This window comes from Bradyrhizobium jicamae (genome assembly GCF_001440395.1).
In the GTDB taxonomy this organism is placed as follows: Bacteria; Pseudomonadota; Alphaproteobacteria; order Rhizobiales; family Xanthobacteraceae; genus Bradyrhizobium; species Bradyrhizobium jicamae.
Genome location: NZ_LLXZ01000093.1, coordinates 102,070 through 119,210 on the forward strand (window position 1 = coordinate 102,070; position 17,141 = coordinate 119,210).

20 protein-coding genes are annotated in these 17,141 nt (G+C 63.0%); 12 read left to right on the plus strand and 8 right to left on the minus strand.

Going from position 1 to position 17,141, the window contains the following annotated elements:
• Positions 1–38: 38 nt before the first annotated feature.
• On the minus strand, positions 39–1,247 hold the full coding sequence (locus tag CQ12_RS14815; RefSeq protein WP_057836030.1) for an LLM class flavin-dependent oxidoreductase: 1,209 nt from the start codon (positions 1,245–1,247) through the stop codon (positions 39–41).
• A 188-nt stretch (positions 1,248–1,435) separates the two neighbouring features.
• On the opposite strand from CQ12_RS14815, the gene CQ12_RS14820 reads away from it, so the two are divergent.
• The gene (locus CQ12_RS14820) at positions 1,436–2,551 is read left to right on the plus strand and encodes an ATP-dependent DNA helicase (protein WP_057836031.1); all 1,116 of its coding nucleotides are present in this window, start codon (positions 1,436–1,438) and stop codon (positions 2,549–2,551) included.
• A 99-nt stretch (positions 2,552–2,650) separates the two neighbouring features.
• Here CQ12_RS14820 and CQ12_RS14825 read toward each other — a convergent pair whose 3' ends face one another.
• Positions 2,651–4,357, minus strand: a complete 1,707-nt coding sequence (locus CQ12_RS14825) for a caspase family protein (RefSeq protein ID WP_157088217.1) — start codon at positions 4,355–4,357, stop codon at positions 2,651–2,653.
• Positions 4,358–4,624: 267 nt separating this feature from the next.
• Here CQ12_RS14825 and msrA point away from each other — a divergent pair, with 267 nt between their 5' ends.
• The 5 genes from msrA (at position 4,625) to CQ12_RS14845 (ending at position 7,187) form a co-directional block, all read left to right on the plus strand.
• On the plus strand, positions 4,625–5,344 hold the full coding sequence (gene msrA, locus CQ12_RS14830; protein WP_057836051.1) for a peptide-methionine (S)-S-oxide reductase MsrA: 720 nt from the start codon (positions 4,625–4,627) through the stop codon (positions 5,342–5,344).
• 9 nt (positions 5,345–5,353) lie between these two features.
• Positions 5,354–5,764 carry a peptide-methionine (R)-S-oxide reductase MsrB gene (gene msrB / locus CQ12_RS14835; protein ID WP_057836033.1) on the plus strand — a complete coding sequence of 137 codons (411 nt, stop codon included), beginning with the start codon at positions 5,354–5,356 and terminating at the stop codon, positions 5,762–5,764.
• A gap of 121 nt (positions 5,765–5,885) precedes the next feature.
• A complete protein-coding gene (locus CQ12_RS14840; protein WP_063799739.1) occupies positions 5,886–6,260 on the plus strand; it encodes a hypothetical protein in 375 nt (124 codons plus the stop codon).
• Between the two features lie 255 nt (positions 6,261–6,515).
• Positions 6,516–6,680 (plus strand): DUF3309 family protein, encoded by a 165-nt coding sequence (locus CQ12_RS42230; RefSeq protein ID WP_065753344.1) that lies wholly within the window; start codon positions 6,516–6,518, stop codon positions 6,678–6,680.
• Between the two features lie 225 nt (positions 6,681–6,905).
• Positions 6,906–7,187: a hypothetical protein gene (locus tag CQ12_RS14845; protein ID WP_057836034.1), complete on the plus strand. Its 282-nt coding sequence runs from the start codon at positions 6,906–6,908 to the stop codon at positions 7,185–7,187.
• Between the two features lie 136 nt (positions 7,188–7,323).
• Here CQ12_RS14845 and CQ12_RS14850 read toward each other — a convergent pair whose 3' ends face one another.
• A complete protein-coding gene (locus CQ12_RS14850; protein WP_157088218.1) occupies positions 7,324–7,878 on the minus strand; it encodes a DUF4112 domain-containing protein in 555 nt (184 codons plus the stop codon).
• A 302-nt stretch (positions 7,879–8,180) separates the two neighbouring features.
• On the opposite strand from CQ12_RS14850, the gene CQ12_RS43745 reads away from it, so the two are divergent.
• The 5 genes from CQ12_RS43745 (at position 8,181) to CQ12_RS14870 (ending at position 9,980) form a co-directional block, all read left to right on the plus strand.
• Positions 8,181–8,375: a hypothetical protein gene (locus CQ12_RS43745; RefSeq protein WP_157088219.1), complete on the plus strand. Its 195-nt coding sequence runs from the start codon at positions 8,181–8,183 to the stop codon at positions 8,373–8,375.
• Between the two features lie 17 nt (positions 8,376–8,392).
• A complete protein-coding gene (locus tag CQ12_RS14855; protein ID WP_057836035.1) occupies positions 8,393–8,590 on the plus strand; it encodes a hypothetical protein in 198 nt (65 codons plus the stop codon).
• A gap of 371 nt (positions 8,591–8,961) precedes the next feature.
• Positions 8,962–9,201 carry a hypothetical protein gene (locus CQ12_RS14860; protein ID WP_157088220.1) on the plus strand — a complete coding sequence of 80 codons (240 nt, stop codon included), beginning with the start codon at positions 8,962–8,964 and terminating at the stop codon, positions 9,199–9,201.
• Positions 9,202–9,268: 67 nt separating this feature from the next.
• Positions 9,269–9,673: a hypothetical protein gene (locus CQ12_RS14865; RefSeq protein WP_157088221.1), complete on the plus strand. Its 405-nt coding sequence runs from the start codon at positions 9,269–9,271 to the stop codon at positions 9,671–9,673.
• A 1-nt stretch (position 9,674) separates the two neighbouring features.
• Positions 9,675–9,980: a DUF6719 family protein gene (locus tag CQ12_RS14870; protein ID WP_057836038.1), complete on the plus strand. Its 306-nt coding sequence runs from the start codon at positions 9,675–9,677 to the stop codon at positions 9,978–9,980.
• A gap of 165 nt (positions 9,981–10,145) precedes the next feature.
• On the opposite strand, the gene CQ12_RS14875 is transcribed toward CQ12_RS14870, so the two are convergent.
• From CQ12_RS14875 to CQ12_RS14890, 4 genes are all read right to left on the minus strand, one after another.
• Positions 10,146–10,757 carry a response regulator gene (locus tag CQ12_RS14875; protein ID WP_430642209.1) on the minus strand — a complete coding sequence of 204 codons (612 nt, stop codon included), beginning with the start codon at positions 10,755–10,757 and terminating at the stop codon, positions 10,146–10,148.
• A gap of 38 nt (positions 10,758–10,795) precedes the next feature.
• Positions 10,796–12,406, minus strand: coding sequence for a PAS domain-containing sensor histidine kinase (locus CQ12_RS14880; RefSeq protein WP_198164152.1), 1,611 nt, complete (start codon positions 12,404–12,406; stop codon positions 10,796–10,798).
• Positions 12,407–13,064: 658 nt separating this feature from the next.
• Complete coding sequence (locus CQ12_RS14885) at positions 13,065–13,487, minus strand: DUF5413 family protein (protein WP_057836041.1); 423 nt, start codon at positions 13,485–13,487, stop codon at positions 13,065–13,067.
• Between the two features lie 273 nt (positions 13,488–13,760).
• Positions 13,761–14,885 (minus strand): DUF2336 domain-containing protein, encoded by a 1,125-nt coding sequence (locus tag CQ12_RS14890; protein WP_057836042.1) that lies wholly within the window; start codon positions 14,883–14,885, stop codon positions 13,761–13,763.
• 744 nt (positions 14,886–15,629) lie between these two features.
• Here CQ12_RS14890 and CQ12_RS14895 point away from each other — a divergent pair.
• The gene (locus tag CQ12_RS14895) at positions 15,630–15,896 is read left to right on the plus strand and encodes a hypothetical protein (protein WP_057836043.1); all 267 of its coding nucleotides are present in this window, start codon (positions 15,630–15,632) and stop codon (positions 15,894–15,896) included.
• A 140-nt stretch (positions 15,897–16,036) separates the two neighbouring features.
• Here CQ12_RS14895 and CQ12_RS14900 read toward each other — a convergent pair.
• The coding region (locus CQ12_RS14900; RefSeq protein ID WP_057836054.1) for a hypothetical protein at positions 16,037–17,141 on the minus strand (1,105 nt) is incomplete at its 5' end.

The window sequence follows — 17,141 nt, forward strand, 5'->3', positions numbered from 1 at the left end:
GCGGCGCGATCGTGCCGCCTCGTTTCGCCCCGGAGCCTTTAACCTGCGGCCACCTTCGCCGTCGGCGCAACGTTGATTGCGAGCTTGCCGTAGCGATCCCTGAACGCCTCGGTGTCGATCTCCTCAAGCTGGATCGCGCCGCTCAGCACACCCTTCTTCCACGCCTCGTGTTCGGGATCGTGCTCGAACTCGGGCATCACTTCCCTGGCGAACAGTTCGAGCGATTCGCAGATATGCTCGTGGGTGTTCTTGCCGGCCTGGTTGAGCAGGATCACCTGGTCGATGTGGGAGGTGCGGAAGCGCCGCAACTTCTTGCGGATGGTTTCCGGCGACCCGATCAGGCCGCCGCGAAGTGCGGCTTCCTGCGCTTCCGGGTTGTCCCGCTTCCACTTGTTGTACTCGTCCCACATGTTGACCGTGCCGGGATCGGGCCGCTGGCGATTCTGCGAGGCACCGTAATAACGCAGCGCGAACTGGAAGAAGGTGGCGCCGTCGGCGCGGCGGCGCGCTTCCTCATCCGTCTCGGCACACATGAAGAACGAGACCAGCGCCATGTTCGGATTGATCTCGTAGTCCGCCAGCTTCTTCAGCCGCTTGGTGATCGCGTTGTAGTAGGCATGCACCCAGGCATGCGCCGCGTCCGCGCTGACGAACTGGAAGCCGAGCGCGCCAAAGCCGTTTTCTCCCGCGCGCTCGATGGTCGGAAGTTGCGAGCACGCCATCCACAGCGGCGGATGCGGCTTCTGCACGGGTTTTGGCACCACGTTGCGCAAGGGGATGTCGAAATACTTGCCGTGATGTTCGGTGCCCACCTTGGTGAACATCGGGAAGATCGCCTGCACGGCCTCCTCGAACACCTCGCGCTTGGTTTCCATGTCGCGGCCGAACGGCGTCAGTTCGGTGATGGAGGCGCTCTCGCCCATGCCGAACTCGCAGCGGCCGTTGCTGAGGAGATCGAGCACCGCGACGCGCTCGGCGACGCGCGCGGGATGATTTGTCGTGAGCTGGAAAATGCCGTGCCCGAGGCGGATCTGTTTGGTCCGCTGGCTGGCGGCGGCGAGGAAGGATTCCGGCGCGGGCGAGTGCGAATATTCTTCCAGGAAATGATGCTCAACCACCCAGGCGTAGTCATAGCCGAGCCGGTCGGCGGTCTCGAGCTGCGTCAGCGCGTTCTGGTAGAGCCGGAGCTCGTCGCCCTCCTGCCAGGGGCGCGGCAGTTGCAGCTCGTAAAAGATGCCGAATTTCATGACGCCACTCCCAAGGACTGCTTGTTATTTTCGGACAGTGTATTCTCCGCAAATCGCAAGTCCAGCCTCGGTAGCGAAATGGCAATTCCGCGCCACGGAAGTTGTCTTGCATGGAACGCGCGAATGGTTAGCTTACGCCTATGTTGAGTCGCGGCCTTCCGCCCGCTCTTCGTTCCATCCCGGACCCCATGACCACGTTCACGCCGCATCAGGATTCCGCGCTGAAGGCCGTTGCCGACTGGCTGAAGGCCAAGCCCGGCCGCAACGGCACGCCGCCCGTCTTCCGCCTGTTCGGCTATGCCGGCACCGGCAAGACCACGCTGGCGCGCCACATTGCCGATGGTGTCGACGGCGGGGTGAAGTATGCGGCCTTTACCGGCAAGGCGGCGCTGGTGATGCGCAACAAGGGTTGCGACAACGCCTCCACCATCCATTCGCTGATCTATCGCGCCAAGGAATCCGGCGTCGAGCAGCCGAGTTTTGAGCTGTGGGACGACGCGCCGGCTTCGAAGGCAAAACTGATCGTGATCGACGAATGTTCGATGGTCGATGCCGAGCTTGGCCGCGATTTGATGTCGTTCGACTGCCCGCTATTGGTGCTCGGCGATCCCGCGCAGTTGCCGCCGATCCAGGGCGGCGGCTTCTTCACCAATTGCGAGCCCGACGCGATGCTGACGGAAGTGCACCGCCAGGCGCAGGACGACCCGATCGTGCGGATGTCGATGGATATCCGCGAGGGCCGCGAACTCGAAATCGGCCGCCATGGCGAGAGCGAGGTGGTGCCGCGCAGCGAGCTCGACCCGGACCGCGTGATGAGCGCCGACCAGGTGCTGGTCGGCCGCAACAACACCCGCCGCGCCTACAACATGCGGGTGCGCCAGAAGCAGCACATCGAGGATCCGCTGCCGGTCGCGGGCGACAAGCTGGTCTGCCTGCGCAACAACCGCAAGAAGGGCCTGTTCAACGGCGGGCTATGGCGGGTGAAGTCGCGCACCCAGCCGCGAGCGAAATCTCAGATCCTGAGCATGCGGCTCTCGCCCGACGAAGAGTTCGGCCACAAGGTCACCAAGGTCTCGGTCCGCCAGGATTGCTTCGAAGGCGGCATCGAGGCTATCCCGTGGGAGCAGCGCAAGCCCTATGACGAGTTCGACTACGGCTATGTGCTGACGGTGCACAAGTCGCAGGGCTCGCAATGGGACGACGTCGTGCTGTTCGACGAGAGCTTTGCGTTCCAGGACAGCCGGGCACGGTGGCTCTATACGGGGATTACGCGCGCGGCGAAGCGGCTGAGCGTTGTGGTGTGAGCTGGCCCCGTCATTGCGAGGAGCGCAGCGACGAAGCAATCCATGCCTCCGCTTGTGGCGAGATGGATTGCTTCGCTTCGCTCGCAATGACGGACAGACCTACCTCCCCGCCACGAAGTAGAAATCCTCGCGCCCCGGCAGCGAGCCGTAAGTGAACGGCTGTTGCGTGCGGTTGGTGGCTTTCCAGACATCGTCGCGGACGATGTCGAACAGTTTTCGCACTTCGATTCTCGGCTCCTTGATGACGCGCGCGAGCACCGTGGCGAACGGGCTGTTGGCGGCATCGCCGTCGAGCGCGGTCTCGCCGTGCTTGGCGGCGTAGACCACCATGAAGCCGGCCTCCGGCTCGATGTTGGAAAAGCCGCGGTTGACCAATTTTAGCGCAATCGTGCGCTGCATGGTCTTCTCAAAGGGATTGTCGCGGCAGGCGTCGAGCATCACCAGCCGCAGTTTTTTCGCACCCGCTACTGCTGCAATCACCTGTTCGAGCGCGACCGCCTGCGTCTCCGCATCGCTGTCGGCCTTCAGCCGGGCGTCGACCGGGATCAGGTAATTCACGCCGCCGATTTCCATGCCGTGGCCGGCATAATAGACCACGGCCCAATCCGCCTTTTCGGCCTCCTGACCGAATTCGTGCAGCGAGGCAAAGAATTTGTCTCGGCCGAGATCGGACGCCAGCGTCACCGTGGCAAAGCCGAGTTCACGAAAGGTCGATGCGATCAGCTTGGCATCGCGCGGCGGGTTATCCAGCGGCGCCACATTCCTGTAGGCGCCGTTGCCGACGATCAGCGCGACCTTGCGCGGCCCGGCCGGCTGTGGCGTCGCCTTGCCTGCGGGCGGCGGCGCGGCCGCGCCCAGCAAGGCTTCCAGCCGCTCCTTGGCGACGGCGCGCGCCAGCGTGGTGTCGATGTCCTCGCGCCTTGCGGCTACGGCATTGGCGGCGTAGCGATAGTCGGCGCGCGCGGCGCCGAGATTGCGGCGTTTCTCGAAAAGCTGCCCGCGGCCGACATAGGCACGGACGTAGTTCGGATTGATCTTGAGCACCTGGTTGTAATCGCTGAGCGCGGCATCGAGATTGCCCTTGCCCAGATAGGCATTGCCGCGGCTGGTCAGCGCGTAGACGTTGTTCGGTGACTTCGCCAACGCGATGTCACAGTCGGCGAGCGCGTCGTCGAACCTGCCCATGCCGATGTAGGTGATGCACCGGTACGCCGGAACCTGCGAGCCGTCGGGATTGGTCCTTTGCGCCTCGGCGAAATCGGCGAGCGAGGCATCGTACTGCTTCATCAACCCTTGCAGGCGGCCTCTGTTGTAGTGATGCAGGTAGCGGCTCTGATCGTTGAAGATATACTTGACCGCCAGGTTGAACTCGTCGAGCGACCGCTGCAGCTCGCCCCTGCGCATGAAGATCAGCCCGCGATTGTTGTAGGCGCTGCCGAACGTCGGACGGAGCTGCAGGCAGAGATCGTAGTCGGCGAGCGCCCGCTCGTCGTCGCCCTTGTAGCTGTAGGCAATGCCGCGCGCGTTGATGATGTTGATATTCTGCGGCGCGATCTCATGCGCGGCGGTGAAGGCCGCGATTGCGCCATCGTAATCGCGCTTCTTCATCAGGGAATCGCCGCGGTACCCGAAGGCGGCTGCGCGGGAGGGACCGGTGATCTTGTCGTCGGCAATCACGCTCTCGCAGGCGGCGAGGCGCGCCACCGGTTCCGCCGTGGAATTCCGGCAGGTGTCGATATCGCCCGCGGCCCGCGCGGGGCCGGCGGCGGCGAGCATGACAAGACCCAGCAACAAGGCCCGCAACATCGGCAAAACGCTCCGGCGCATGGATTTTGGTCGCGGCGCGCGACCGGCGGTTCATTTTGGAAAGCCAGACCCGGGCCGGTCAAGCGCGACCGATCGCCCAGGCTTAACGCTTTGTGCGGGCGCAGCTTTATTCACGAACTCGTGTGACGCGTGCCGTAACAATATCGGCCCAGCGCCGTATCTTGGGCGTCGGCGATAATCTGAGCCGATTTGCGAAATGCCGGTCCCGCTCTAGACTGCCCCCAACCAATGCCGAAAGAGGAAATCATGTCCCCTCGCCATTTCAGCCGCCTCTCGCTGTGCGCTGCCGCCATCGGCGCGCTGGCTGTCGCAGCGTTCTCCGTCGGGCCTTCGCGCGCCGCCGAGGAAGCCGTCGTCATTCCGCCCCCCGCCGTCGACGTTCAGCCGGCCGACGGCATCCAGACCGCGGTGATCGCCGGCGGCTGCTTCTGGGGCGTGCAGGGCGTGTACCAGCACACCGCCGGCGTGCTCAACGCGGTGTCCGGCTATTCCGGCGGCAGCAAGATGACCGCGAACTACACCATGATCGGCACCGGCACGACGGGCCACGCCGAGGCCGTCGAGATCAAGTACGATCCGAAGAAGATCAGCTATGGCAAGATCCTGCAGATCTTTTTCTCCGTCGTGCACGATCCGACCCAGTTGAACCGCCAGGGCCCGGATGTCGGCACGCAATATCGCTCGGCGATCTTCACCGCCAATGACGAGCAGAAGAAGGTGGCCGAGGCCTATATCGCCCAGCTCAACGCCGCCAAGGTCTACAAGAAGCCGATCGTGACCAAGGTCGGCCCGCTGCAGGCGTTCTATGCGGCGGAAGACTATCACCAGGACTACCTGACGCTGCACCCGAACCAGCCCTATATTGTCTTCAACGACATCCCGAAGATCGAGAATCTGAAGAAGATCTTTGCGGACAGCTACATCGAGAAGCCGACGCTGGTGAGCAGTGCGAAGGCTACCAACTAAGGAGGCTAAATGTCCGACACCAAAACTTCCGGCAAGGTCGTCAAGAGCGAGGCCGAGTGGCGCAAGGAATTGACGCCGATGCAATACGCCGTGCTGCGCGAGAAGGCGACCGAGCGGCCGTTCTCGGGCGAATATGAGCACGAGCACCGCAAGGGCACCTATACCTGCGCCGGTTGCGGCCAGACGCTGTTCGAATCCGATACCAAGTTCGATTCCGGCTGCGGCTGGCCGAGCTTCACCGCCCCGGCCGCGGACAGCCACGTCGACGAGGAGCGCGATGTCAGCCACGGCATGATCCGGACCGAAGTGTTGTGCTCGAAATGCGACGGCCATCTCGGCCACGTCTTCCCCGATGGCCCCGGCCCGACCGGCCTCCGCTACTGCATCAATTCGGCGGCCTTGAAGCTTCAGCCGAAATAGTTTCAGTAACACTCGAACTTGTTCCAAGCCCCGCGCGACCAAGAGCTGGTCGCGCGGGGCTTTTGTTTGGTGGGACGTTTTTTCCGGCCGGCTCGGCGCGCAAACGAGGAAAAATTTGAAAATGCCCATTTCCAAACGCCTGCTGCTCGGCCTCGGGCTTGCCACCTTCATCATGGAGAGCGTTGTGATTCAGCCTGCCCTCGCCGCCGACAAGGTCTCCCTGTTCAAGGTCATCACCACCAAGGACGAGATCGTGATCGGGATCAGCGAAGGCGATCTCGCCCAGATCGAGGGCCAGAATGCGGGCGGCGTTGCCAAGATGCTGGTCACCAAGGGCTCGATGAGCGTGTGGCAATATGCGGTGCGCAAGTCCGCCGGCGGCGATCTCGAACAGTCGCCGCTGCACAAGATCGGCCTGATCGCCAGCGATAGCCTCCGCATCGAGCCCTATGCGACGCCGCTCAGGGTGCTACCGATCGACGAGAGTAAGAAATGACACTTCTTCCCTTCTCCCCTTGTGGGAGAAGGTGGATCGCTGACGCGAAGCGGCAGCGAGACGGATGAGGGGTCTGTCTCCGCGGAGAGAACCCCTCATCCGGCGCTCCGCGCCACCTTCTCCCACAAGGGGAGAAGGGAAGCGCGACCTCCCCCTTTCCGGCGGATCGACCAACGACTCGCGGCCCGGAATATGCTTTGATCCGGGCTGCGGGAGCGTTTTTCTCGCTACCCGCGGGCCTTCGGAGCGCGCGTCATGACGCTTGGCACGATCCTCGTCATCATCCTGATCATCATCCTCCTGGGCGGCTTTTCCGGCCGCGTCAGGGGCTATGGCTATGGTTACGGCCATTCCGGCATGGGGCTGGTTGGCGTGATTTTGATCGTGCTGCTGATCCTGCTGCTGCTCGGCAAAATCTGAGTCAATTAAGCCGTTGAAATAACTTGATTAAATTTTTGTTCCCCGCAGCCATGCGTGGATTCATCATCACCCCCGATGTCGGTCTTCGGGGGTCGCATTTCCGTCAAAGAAGCTTATATTGGGCGGTGAAATGACGTGCACGGCGCGGCCCGCCACTGTGGCCCCACCGTCATCCAATCCCCATTGCTCACACGCGAGAGCCGAAAAAGATTGAGGTCACCGTCCATGCGTCCCTTCAGCTACAACACCGCCGCCGAACTCTTTCCCGCCGCGATCCGCAAGAAGAAGCGCGCCGGGTTTGCCTATCGGCGTTTCGGCACCGCGGCGGAAGCGGTTCGCTTCGCGATCGAGGAGTTGCCGGCGGATTCGCTGAATGGCGCCTACCTGCAGGTCGAGGAAGCCCGCTTCGACCAGAGCGGCATCCGCTCGCTCTATGAAAGCGAAGCCTTCCCGCTGCCGCGTCGTCCGCGCCCGGCCGCGACCGAGGACAAGGCCGACGCGGCCTGAGTTTTCGGACATTCAAACAGCGCGCCCCTGGAAATCATTTCCGGGGGCGTTTTTTTATAGCGCTTTCGAGCGAAGTGGGTACCGGTTCGCGTGAAGAAAACGCGTCAAAACTAGAATCTAGAGCTTCGGTTCTGACTTAATCAGAACCGAAGTTCTGGCGCGGCTGCTTGTCGAGCCAGCGCCTGAGCATCCGCACGTTGCGGACGTTGGCGCGGAACATGACGTCGAAGGCGTCGCCTGCCACCGGCACCAGGCCGACCGCGCCGTCGACCGCGACATTGGCGAGCATTCGCGCCGTGATGTGCCAGGGCGCCCCAAGCGCCCGCGCCTCGCGGACGATCCACAGCGAAATCGCCGTCGTGATGATATCGCCGATCACCGGGATCAGGCCGATCAGCCCGTCGATGCCGTAGCGGAATTTGGTGCCGGGCACGATGAAGGCGACGTCCAGAAGCTTCGCAATGGCGTCGAGCCGCGCGATCCGCTGCTCGCGCGTCAACTCACCAAACGGATTGGCGGCGGAATGGCCGAAATCGAACCGCAAGCCCTCGAACTGCGTGTGCGGGTTCGCTTCGGGAAGTTCGCGCCCCTCCTGGTCGATGACCGGGCCGCGCCCGGCCGCGCGCGTCCGGGAGGATGGCCCGGAGCGTGACCGCGGCGGCGTATAGATATCGTCGTTTGACATGGTCATCAGATGGTAACGCGAATGCGAGGTACAAGTTGCGTCAAATTATCGCTTGTGATCGGTCGGCGCCGGCGGTCTCGTGGTTCGAGACGGACGGCATTGCCGCACCTCTCACCTGGCCTCGGCCGAGGAAGTTGCAAACACAGTATCAGGGAAGACTCCCGTCGGCCGCCGCTGACAGGATTTTCCTGACGTTTCCAGCTCCGGCGCCATCCTAATATGTTGCACTGTTTTGCGCGCGAGGCATGGGGGCGCAAACCGACCGGTTCACGGTCACCACAACGGTCGAAAGCACGAGGTGATGACAGGTGAGAAGACTAGCCCATCTTGCAGTTACATTCTTTCTGGCCATGGCGAGCGCGGCTTTCACGGCGTATTCGCTGGCCCATGTCGCGCACTACAATCTGGGAGTGCCCGGCCCTGCCCTTCGCGAGCAGGCCCTGATTTGCGCGGCTCTCATCTTCGGCCTCGTCACGATCGAATTTCTCGTAAGCAGGGAGTGAGCGGAGGTGAGCCGGCAATGAGGATCATCGATCTGGTTGTCGCGCTCATTTTCTTCATCGCGAGCGCCGGCGTGGCCGCCTTCCTGATGGCGGTCTTCATCCACTACGGGCTGGGAGTTCCCCCTGCGGTACTGAGGCTCGACGCCCTCGTTTCCGCTGCTGTCGTCAGCCTTGTGCTTCTGATGACGACGATAAGGATCAACAGGGAAGACTAGCGAACGAACTTTTATCGACGAATCTGGTGCAGGACGGGGGCTCGAAATGTTCACCAGCAAAACGGTCAGCAAACCACCTCTGGCCTACTGCGTACCGTGTCTGGAACGTACGCCGCACCGTTACGAGCGGCTCGGCGTCAATGGCCAGCTTACATCCAGAGCCATCTGCCTGGTCTGCAACAACGACTCGCGCGAAGGCGTAGCGCGCCAAAAGACAGCCGACTCGTCTCCATAAGCAACGCGGACGCTGTGCGGTGCGTCGAATTTCGGGGGTGACAGTTGACAGGTTTTTCCTGACGCGCCGCCGCGGGATTGAGCCTTAGGATGGCGATTGAGTAAGCGAAGCAGGTAACTCCAAGGGGGTGGGCGCGGTGGACCGAACGAACGACAAGTCTCTCCAGCAACACCGGAGCAAGCAACTGTATGAACGCGCGTCTTTCTTCAAGCGCCTGGCGATTGGTGCAGCCGATCCGAAATTTTCGGCCAAGCTTCAGGCCTTGGTCGACGAGTATGAAAGCGAGGCAGCGCGGGCAAAGCTCGAAATAGAGCAGCCCGCAGCACCGCAAGAACCTGCCTATGCCGATGGCATAGCGGAGCATCGCAGCGGTTGAGGATTTCCCCGGCAGGCGCATCGTCCGTCTCCACGACCACGACGATCGCGGCTTCAGGTATCCGGCATTGCTTGAACCCACAACATCAGCCAACGGCATGGCAACGCAACACGTCCCCGATGATATCAGGGACTTCATATTGAAGCACATTGCTTCGGTACCCCAGATTGAGGCGCTTCTTCTTATCTGGTCGAATCCGGAGAAGCGCTGGCGCGTGTCGCAGATCGCGGCGCGCATCTATACCGGCGAAACCGAAACCGCGAAAGCGCTCGAGGGACTTTGTGCCAACGGCTTGCTGGCCCGCAAGGACGATGCTTTTGGCCTGAGCGCATCGGAAGAAAACACCGAAATGATTGGAAGACTGAAGGAAGCCTACGCGCGCCACCTCATCCCGGTGACAGATGTCATCCATGGCAAATCGCGAGGACCTCGCCCGACGGCAGAGACGCGCTTGCTTCGAAGGGATCGATGAAGTGCGAGCGATCAAGTCGGGTCCGGACCGTGGGCACATCTCAGGCGCTGCGACCGTTCGCAAGGCATTCGGCCTCGCGGCCCTTCTGGCGGCCTTGTTCTCGGCGCAGCCGTCCTCCGCCCAGAAGCTGTACCCCTACGAACCGCTGATGATGGACCCCTACTCGACCATCTATGTCAACGACGGCTCGTGTTCGGCAGGCAAGGTGCTGAGAGTGCAAGGCGCCCCTCGGAATCAGCGCCGGAAGAAGAGCTGTGTGCCGATGAGCGACCTAAAGGCCGTTCAGCACCCCGGCTCCGCCAAATAGCCGAGATCCGCACGGCGGCTAGAGCATGATCCGGAAAAGTGTGTAGCAGTTTTCCGAAAGATCATGCTCAAATAAAAAGATAAAGCGGGATGACGATTCGAAGGAAAGTCATCACGCTTTAGCGCTCTGCGGCGTCAGCGCGAGGCGTGGCTTTCCGTCGGCGTCTCAGTTTGGGGCGGCGAGCCAGCCCTGCTTGATGCCGTAGCGAACGATATCCGCGCGGCTGTGAAGTCCCTTCTTTTCGGATGCTCGCGCTTTATAGGTCTCGACGCTCTTGACGCTCACCTCGAGCTGTCCGGCGATCTGCTTGTTGCTGAAGCCCTGAGCCACGAGCTTGAGCACATCCTCCTCACGCCGCGATAGTTCACCGCCATCGCTATCGCCCGGCAGCGCCAGCTCGGGCACATTCATTGCCGCCTTCTCGGCGATCGCGGGATCGAGGTAGATATCACCCTGGTTGACCGCGCGAATGGCACGAAGCAATTCGTCCCCAGCCGATCGCTTCAACAAATATCCTTTGGCCCCCGCTTCGAGCACCGGGTGCACGTACGCTCGATCTTCATGGACCGTCAGCGCAATGATCTTTACGTCAGGGCATTGCCTGCTGACCTGACGCGCCAGTTCCATCCCGCTGATGTCAGGCAGCGAAAGATCGATGACCGCAATATCCGGCGAGGAATCACAAATGGCCTTCAGGCCTGTGGCTCCGGTGCTGGCTTCGCCGACGAGCTCGACTTCGGGCACGCCCTGCAGCAGCGCGCGGATGCCGGCCAGCACGACAGGGTGATCGTCAACAAGTGCAATGCGAACGGGCGTCATCGGGCGATCTCCGCCTCTTCCAGGGGAATTTGAACAAAAATCGTACTTCCCTTTCCTGGCGCAGATTCGACCGCGATGGTGCCGTCGAGCAACGCCACCCGCTCCTTCATGCCGGAAAGACCCAATCCCGACACCCGGCTGCGGTCTGATGCAAGCCCGCCGACGTTCTCAGGGTCGAATCCAATCCCATCATCCTCAATAACAAGCGCCAGCCCTTCAGGTTTCTTCTCAAGCACGATGCTCACCTTGCTGGCGCTGGCGTGCTTCAGCACGTTGGTCAATCCCTCCTGAACCAATCGGTACAGTACAGCCGCCACATCGGCAGGCAGCGAGTTGTCACGCCCGGCGGTCTGGATATCGACGCGAACGCCGTAGCGCTCCTGCCACTCCGCAACATAGGCTTCGATCGCCTTGAAGATGCCGAGATCATCGATGGCCGTCGGCCGCAGGTCCGAGGCCGTACGATGGATATCGCGGCCGATCTGCGCGGCGAGCTGCTCCAGCCACCGCACTTGTTCGGTCGCGGCCTGACCGTTGCTGCCTTTGGCCAGTCCCTGCTCAAGGGCTTTCAGTCCGAGAGATAACCCGGTCACCGTCTGCCCGATCTGGTCGTGCAGTTCCCGTGAAATCCGACGCTGCTCCTCTTCCTGCGCCGAAGCCAGGCGTCGAAGCAAGTGAGACCGTTCGGCCTCGGCGCGCTTTGGGATGTCGATGTCGGCCAGCACGCCGTGAATTACGTGACGCCGGTTGGGTGGCCCCTCCGCCCTCCCCGCCGCACGCAGCCAATATTCTCCCCGATCATCCGACTGTATCGGAAACTCGACGCTGCTTGATCTGCCGCTCTCGATGCAGTCGGTGGCGAACGAAACCAGGGCAGCGCGATGTGGTGGCTCGACCAGCGCGAAGATCCGGTCTGCGGACCATCGGGTTTCTTCCGATCGCGCGCCCGCGAGGCCCAGAAGCGTGCGGAAGCGAGTGCAGCCGCTGAACTCGTTTGCGGATAGATCCCAGCGCCATGTCCCGAGTTCGGCCGCATCGATCGCAAGCGCCCCGCGCTTTTCGCTGTCCAGCAGCGCCGCCGCCGACTGAAGCGCCTCCATGCGCCGCCGCTGAGCAATTTCCCGGGCGATCACCAGACCGAGGGCAATGGCAAGGCCGACACTCGCGGCCGTGCCGCCGAACAGGAGGTTCAACGAGCGGGATACGGGCGCATTCAGTTCCGACACCGGCACGCCGACATGGACCGACCACCCATCCGTGCCGGCGAGCACGCGATGGACGGTTTCAACATCGACGCCTTCGCGCGTCTGGGTCCGCGGCGAGTTCGCGCCGCCGCGCGCCATGGCTTCCTGCACGGCGGGTGTCGTCGCGCCCGCCTTGCCGACTTTCGTGTCAGGCGTGCGCGCAACGATCTTCTCCCTGGCGTCAGCAACCGTGCCGGCCCATCCGACCGGCAATCCTGCTTGCGCGAGAATGGTGCCAATCTGGTCGGGCAACAGGCCGATCGTCAGGACGTAGCGGAGCTCACCATCCCTGATAACAGGGATGCGCAGCGACACGAGTTGCTTGCCGATGGCGGCTTGATAGGGCCCGAGGCCGCCGAGCACCGGCTTTCGCGAGCGAAGAACGGCGTTGAAGCTTTCGGTGTCGGTTACCGGCCCGAGCGGGGCGCCGAGAGGCCGCAGCACATTCAGGACCTGCTCCTTATCCGGCTTCGTCAGCGCCGCCGTCTCCCATAGCGGACGGGCAGCTACGATCCGCGTTGCCTCGAGATAAAAGTCCTGCAAATTGCCCCGATCGAGCGCGGCCGAGCTTGCAAGCGTTTCAGCCACCTGCATTTCGCGGGAGATCTCGCCCTCGATCCGGTGTGCGACTTGCGTCAGCGCCTCGGTAGCGGCTTCGCGAGCGTAGCTCCGTTCCTGATCGGCGGTGATGTAGGCCATCCATCCCCCGAGAAGCAGGACCGGGATGGCGGCCGTGAGAACAAGCGCTGCGAAAAGCCAGACGCCTTGCTTCGGCCGGCCTGAACCAGAGTAAAGCCTGCTGCCCAACTCCGCGATCACAGTCGCGCGCATATCTTCTTGCCGACGATAACGGACAACGCCATGCGCTCCCTTACGTTGAATTCCCGGATCGGATCAGTTCGCTCTTGTTCTGCCAAGCATCATATCAATGGGCAGCGGTCAGGAAATTCCTGACGCCGGCAGCCGGCTCCGGTTCAGTCGAAGAGCAGCTCGCAGGAGAGTCGAGCAGGCTGTCGGGCCGTCACGTCGAATGCACCGGATGCGGCGCGTCCGCGTATTTGTGCGCCAACCAGGACGACAGCGCCGCCGGCACCATGCCGACGAGGCCATAGAGCAAGAACTGCGCGACGCCGGTATCCGGCCCGCGCGAGCCATAGAGCAGCGACGATGCGGCAAAGCCGATGGCGGCAACGATCAGCAGCCGCACCACGGGCGAAATGCGCTTGACGTGATAGAGAATGTCGTCGATGGCGCCGACCATCAGCGCCGGCACGAGGCCGAACAGATAGCTGTACTGCAGCGTCTTGACGAAGGCACCGAGAAACTTGCCGATCTCCGACCAGCTGGTGTCGGTCCAGTAACCCGAAGCGACCGTGGTCGCGAGCAGCATCAAGAACCCGCCGACGAGCGGGCCGACAGCGCCGAAGATCAGATAGCGTTTCATGGCGACCTCTGCGTCGAGTCCATATAGCGGGAAACAAGCTGTCGAAGAAGCAACGCTCTCCATCGGACCAGCCGCGCACGTTCGAAATCGGACATGATCCGATGTCTCACCCGCGCTTTGGCCGTGGGCAATGTCAAATCCGGTCAGGGGAGAGTCAAGAGGCCGTGAACCTGCGCGATCGCAGCCCGGATGAGCCGACAGGTCCGTGCGAATGCGCGCCCGATGACAGGCTCCACGAAATCCGGAACTCGTGCACGCGGGATGAACGGATCGCTAGGCTGGTTGCTTCACTTTGCCCTTGGCGGCCGGAGCGGCAGCCTCGCTGCTCTTTCCAAGGATCCGATCCGAGCCGAACCGGATCGTCCATTGCGCCACCGACAGCAGCAGGGTCTCATACACCGCGACGCATTGTTCGAGTTCCCGGTCGGTGGATGGCGGACAGTTGGGCCGGTTTCGGACGATCATCGTCGTGGTCGACCAGGTCAGCCGCGCGGCCTTGCACGCGACGATCAGGCCGTACACCCGATCAGCATCGAGCAAGGGCTCGATCGCCTCGACCTTGACGTCGGCCTTCAGCGCCAGCGCTGCGACCACATGGGTGTATTCACCCCTCACCGCAAACCGGTTCACGATGGAATCGTTGAGCTTGCCGGTGCGGTTGAGCGCGACGACCTCGTTCTGCGCCTTTGTATAATCGATCGCCTTGCGGACCGGTGCGGCCTGTCCGGCGTTCGCAGCAGCAGGGCCTTTCCGTGCGACAGGCCGCGACGCCGTCAGGAACCGGGCGCGGACCACGTCGGCGACCTTGTCGAGGAGTTCCCGCAGCAGGCTCCCGGGAATGTCCAGGCGAACGCCGAGCTTCTCCGCGAGGTGTTCGTCCTTCTCCGCCCTGCCGACCAGCGTCGCATAACCGCATTCGGAAAAGCGCGCGCCGGCATTCCGCGCCAGCGCGTTGGAGACGTTGACGTCGCCAAATCGCATCAAGGCGTCGGTCAGCGCCTCGTTGAGGGTCTTCCGGTCGGAGATCGCCAGCAAATGCTGCTGGCTGCGGGTCTGGATGATCTCGAGAAGATCCTTTTCCGACAGACAGACGGAATGTCTCAGAACGTGCCCGGCGACCAGAGCGTTGTCATGAAAGGCCAGGTTGCGGATGGTCTGGCGCGGCGCCTGCTCGATGGTGCAGAGAGCTTCACTGAGCTGTTGCAAGGTCGCGGCTTCCACCCGCCCGACCAGTTGAGCGAGGACGCCATCGACGGCCCCGATCTGGGATTCACTCAGCCGATCGACACTGGAGAGAAAGAGGTCGGTGACCTCCTCCATCATCTGGGCGTCGTGCTCGGGTCCCCCCTTTTCGGCGCCGTTCAATTCCGCGCGCAGGTCAGACGATGCGGCAGGCATGGCTATTCCCGCTCCACCAGGATCGCCTCAGCGCAGCGCAACGACCCTTCCGCCGCGCGGATGGCCGGCAGCTTGGTGGATGCATCGGCAGCGGAACGAACAAGCATATGAGTGCCACCCGAAAGGCTGATTTCGGCAGCCCTTTAACCCCAACGAAAGCAATGCGGCGCGCCAGCAATAGCCGCTGATCGTAGCTCAGGCTTCCCTAACGGCTGGTTGTTTCGGACCTCGGATTTTCCGCATTTGTACGGAGTTTTTCGACGCGGAAGGAATGGCCCGGTCGGGTGCGGCAGCCGGGCTGGCCAACGCCTGTTCGAAGGCAAGCGGTCGCGGAGATCAGGGATCGTGCGCCACCGATCGTACCGGTGTCCGCCCGAAGCGCCGCTCGATTGCAGTTGAGGACGGCGAGACCAAAGCCCTCGCGCCCGTTCCGTCTTCGGAACTCATCGACCCGGCAAGGGCGCGGAATCAAACGTCGCCTCGACTCACCTGCGCGCGTCGCTCGACGTGGCGCGCTCGCAACAGTCCAGAGAAGTATTGACGCGAGCATTGCAGCTTTGCCGCATTGGCGCATAATTCGTGGCGGGCGGCGCAGCACTTTTTGATTCGGACATCGGCAGAAATCGAGCAACCACACCGGGTGACTTCCCGGTGAAGGATGACGCGTGCGGCAGCGCAAACCGCGTGCAGCGCCCCCAATAAACAGCGGCCAGCACCGCGCACAACCTTTGGGGATCGGCTCACATGACTTTCCATCATACAAGCAGAATCGCACTTCTCTTCGCCATCGCCTGCGCGGCGACGGCGCTTTCCGCAGGCCCAAGCCTCGCCTTCTCCTCGGAGGCGCAGCAGATGTGCACCGGCGACGCCATGCGGCTATGCGGCCATGAAGTCCCCAACGTCCCGAGGATCACCGCCTGCATGGCCAGGAATCGCGCGCATGTCAGCCCGGGCTGCCGCGCCGTGATGGACCGCGAAGCCGCGCGGAGGCGCGCCGCCGCTGTCGAGTGAGGCGGTCGCCTCGCTCGATCCCGAATGCAAACGGCCTCTGCAGAGTATGCTGAGGCCTTTTTTTATTGAACCATTACCTCAAGTCGCGCGGCGATCGATTTGCTGGAGCAGCGAGATCAGCTCGGAGTTGAGAGCGCCTCTCACTCCCCCCACGTCGCGAACGCGTCGTTGAACGCGCGCTCGCCGGGAGCACCCTTTTCGATCGCGATGATGGCACGGCGCTGGTTGACGTAGACCAGCGGCACGTCGAACCAGGAGCGCTCCTTCAGGAGTTGCAGATTGCGGGCGCGGTCGGAATCGACGTTGGAGAGGCCGACCAGGAAGAAGCCGTCGGTGACCTTCACCGCGAGACCTGCCAGCGGCGTGCCGCGCGCCTGCTCGTTGGACTTCATCAGGATGCCCGGCACGTTGCCGACGCCGCCGCCCGTAAAATCCTGCGGCAGGATGAAGGTCAGCTCCGCGGTGTGGCTCGCCGGCAGCGAGGAGTCGGTGTTGCGGCGGAACGACATCGTCATCTTGAACTTGCGGTCCGGGATTTCGATGTCGGCGCGCACGGCGATATCGGGCTTCTGGTTGCCCGACGCCTTGATCGGTTCGGTACGCCAGATCACCGAGCCGACATACTGCTTGCCCTTGGGATCGGAGGGATCCTCGTCATAGAGCACGACGCGCTGCGCGACCGGCGCCACGTTCTCGCTCGACGACGGCTGGCCGACGCGATCGGGAATCTTCGGGCGCGACTGGGGCGCGGCCGGATCCTTCGGCGCTTCCACCACGGACGTGGATTTGAACAGGCCGCTGACGGTCGAGACGACCTGTTTGCCCCACAGGATGCCGGCGCCGACCAGAATGAGCACGATGCCGACCGCGATTGCGCTCTTGAACGGAAATGCGGCGCCGGTGCGGGCGCGCTTCTTCGGCGGCTCGCGATCCTGCGAAAGCCGCGGACGATCGCGTGACGGCGGCATCTGCGGCGGCGGCGCGTAGCGGTCGGCCTCCTCCAGCGATTCGTCGTACGAATAGGGCGCGTCGGGATCGGCGCCGCGGTTTTCCATGTTCGGCTCGAGCCGGTCGAATTCCGGCGAGGGCGACGGCACGTTGGCGTAGGTCTTCCGCGCGTTGCGGTTGGCTTGCGCCGCGGCGCGGCCGAGATCGTCGGCGTCGGCCGCGATGTCGCGGAAACCACGCATGCCCGGCGGCTGCGGCGGCGCCGGCGGGCCGCCATTTTCGGGGCCACGGCGGGGG

What these genes read in the sequence shown, in the direction of transcription:
- msrA (WP_057836051.1), top strand. Translation starts at nt 4,625, where the DNA reads ATGTCCCCTCGCCATTTCAGCCGCCTCTCGCTGTGCGCTGCCGCCATC.
- CQ12_RS14895 (WP_057836043.1), top strand. Translation starts at nt 15,630, where the DNA reads ATGACTTTCCATCATACAAGCAGAATCGCACTTCTCTTCGCCATCGCC.
- CQ12_RS14855 (WP_057836035.1), top strand. Translation starts at nt 8,393, where the DNA reads ATGAGGATCATCGATCTGGTTGTCGCGCTCATTTTCTTCATCGCGAGC.
- CQ12_RS14885 (WP_057836041.1), bottom strand. Translation starts at nt 13,487, where the DNA reads ATGAAACGCTATCTGATCTTCGGCGCTGTCGGCCCGCTCGTCGGCGGG.
- CQ12_RS14815 (WP_057836030.1), bottom strand. Translation starts at nt 1,247, where the DNA reads ATGAAATTCGGCATCTTTTACGAGCTGCAACTGCCGCGCCCCTGGCAG.
- CQ12_RS14845 (WP_057836034.1), top strand. Translation starts at nt 6,906, where the DNA reads ATGCGTCCCTTCAGCTACAACACCGCCGCCGAACTCTTTCCCGCCGCG.
- msrB (WP_057836033.1), top strand. Translation starts at nt 5,354, where the DNA reads ATGTCCGACACCAAAACTTCCGGCAAGGTCGTCAAGAGCGAGGCCGAG.
- CQ12_RS14840 (WP_063799739.1), top strand. Translation starts at nt 5,886, where the DNA reads ATGCCCATTTCCAAACGCCTGCTGCTCGGCCTCGGGCTTGCCACCTTC.
- CQ12_RS14850 (WP_157088218.1), bottom strand. Translation starts at nt 7,878, where the DNA reads ATGACCATGTCAAACGACGATATCTATACGCCGCCGCGGTCACGCTCC.
- CQ12_RS14890 (WP_057836042.1), bottom strand. Translation starts at nt 14,885, where the DNA reads ATGCCTGCCGCATCGTCTGACCTGCGCGCGGAATTGAACGGCGCCGAA.
- CQ12_RS14820 (WP_057836031.1), top strand. Translation starts at nt 1,436, where the DNA reads ATGACCACGTTCACGCCGCATCAGGATTCCGCGCTGAAGGCCGTTGCC.
- CQ12_RS14825 (WP_157088217.1), bottom strand. Translation starts at nt 4,357, where the DNA reads ATGTTGCGGGCCTTGTTGCTGGGTCTTGTCATGCTCGCCGCCGCCGGC.
- CQ12_RS42230 (WP_065753344.1), top strand. Translation starts at nt 6,516, where the DNA reads ATGACGCTTGGCACGATCCTCGTCATCATCCTGATCATCATCCTCCTG.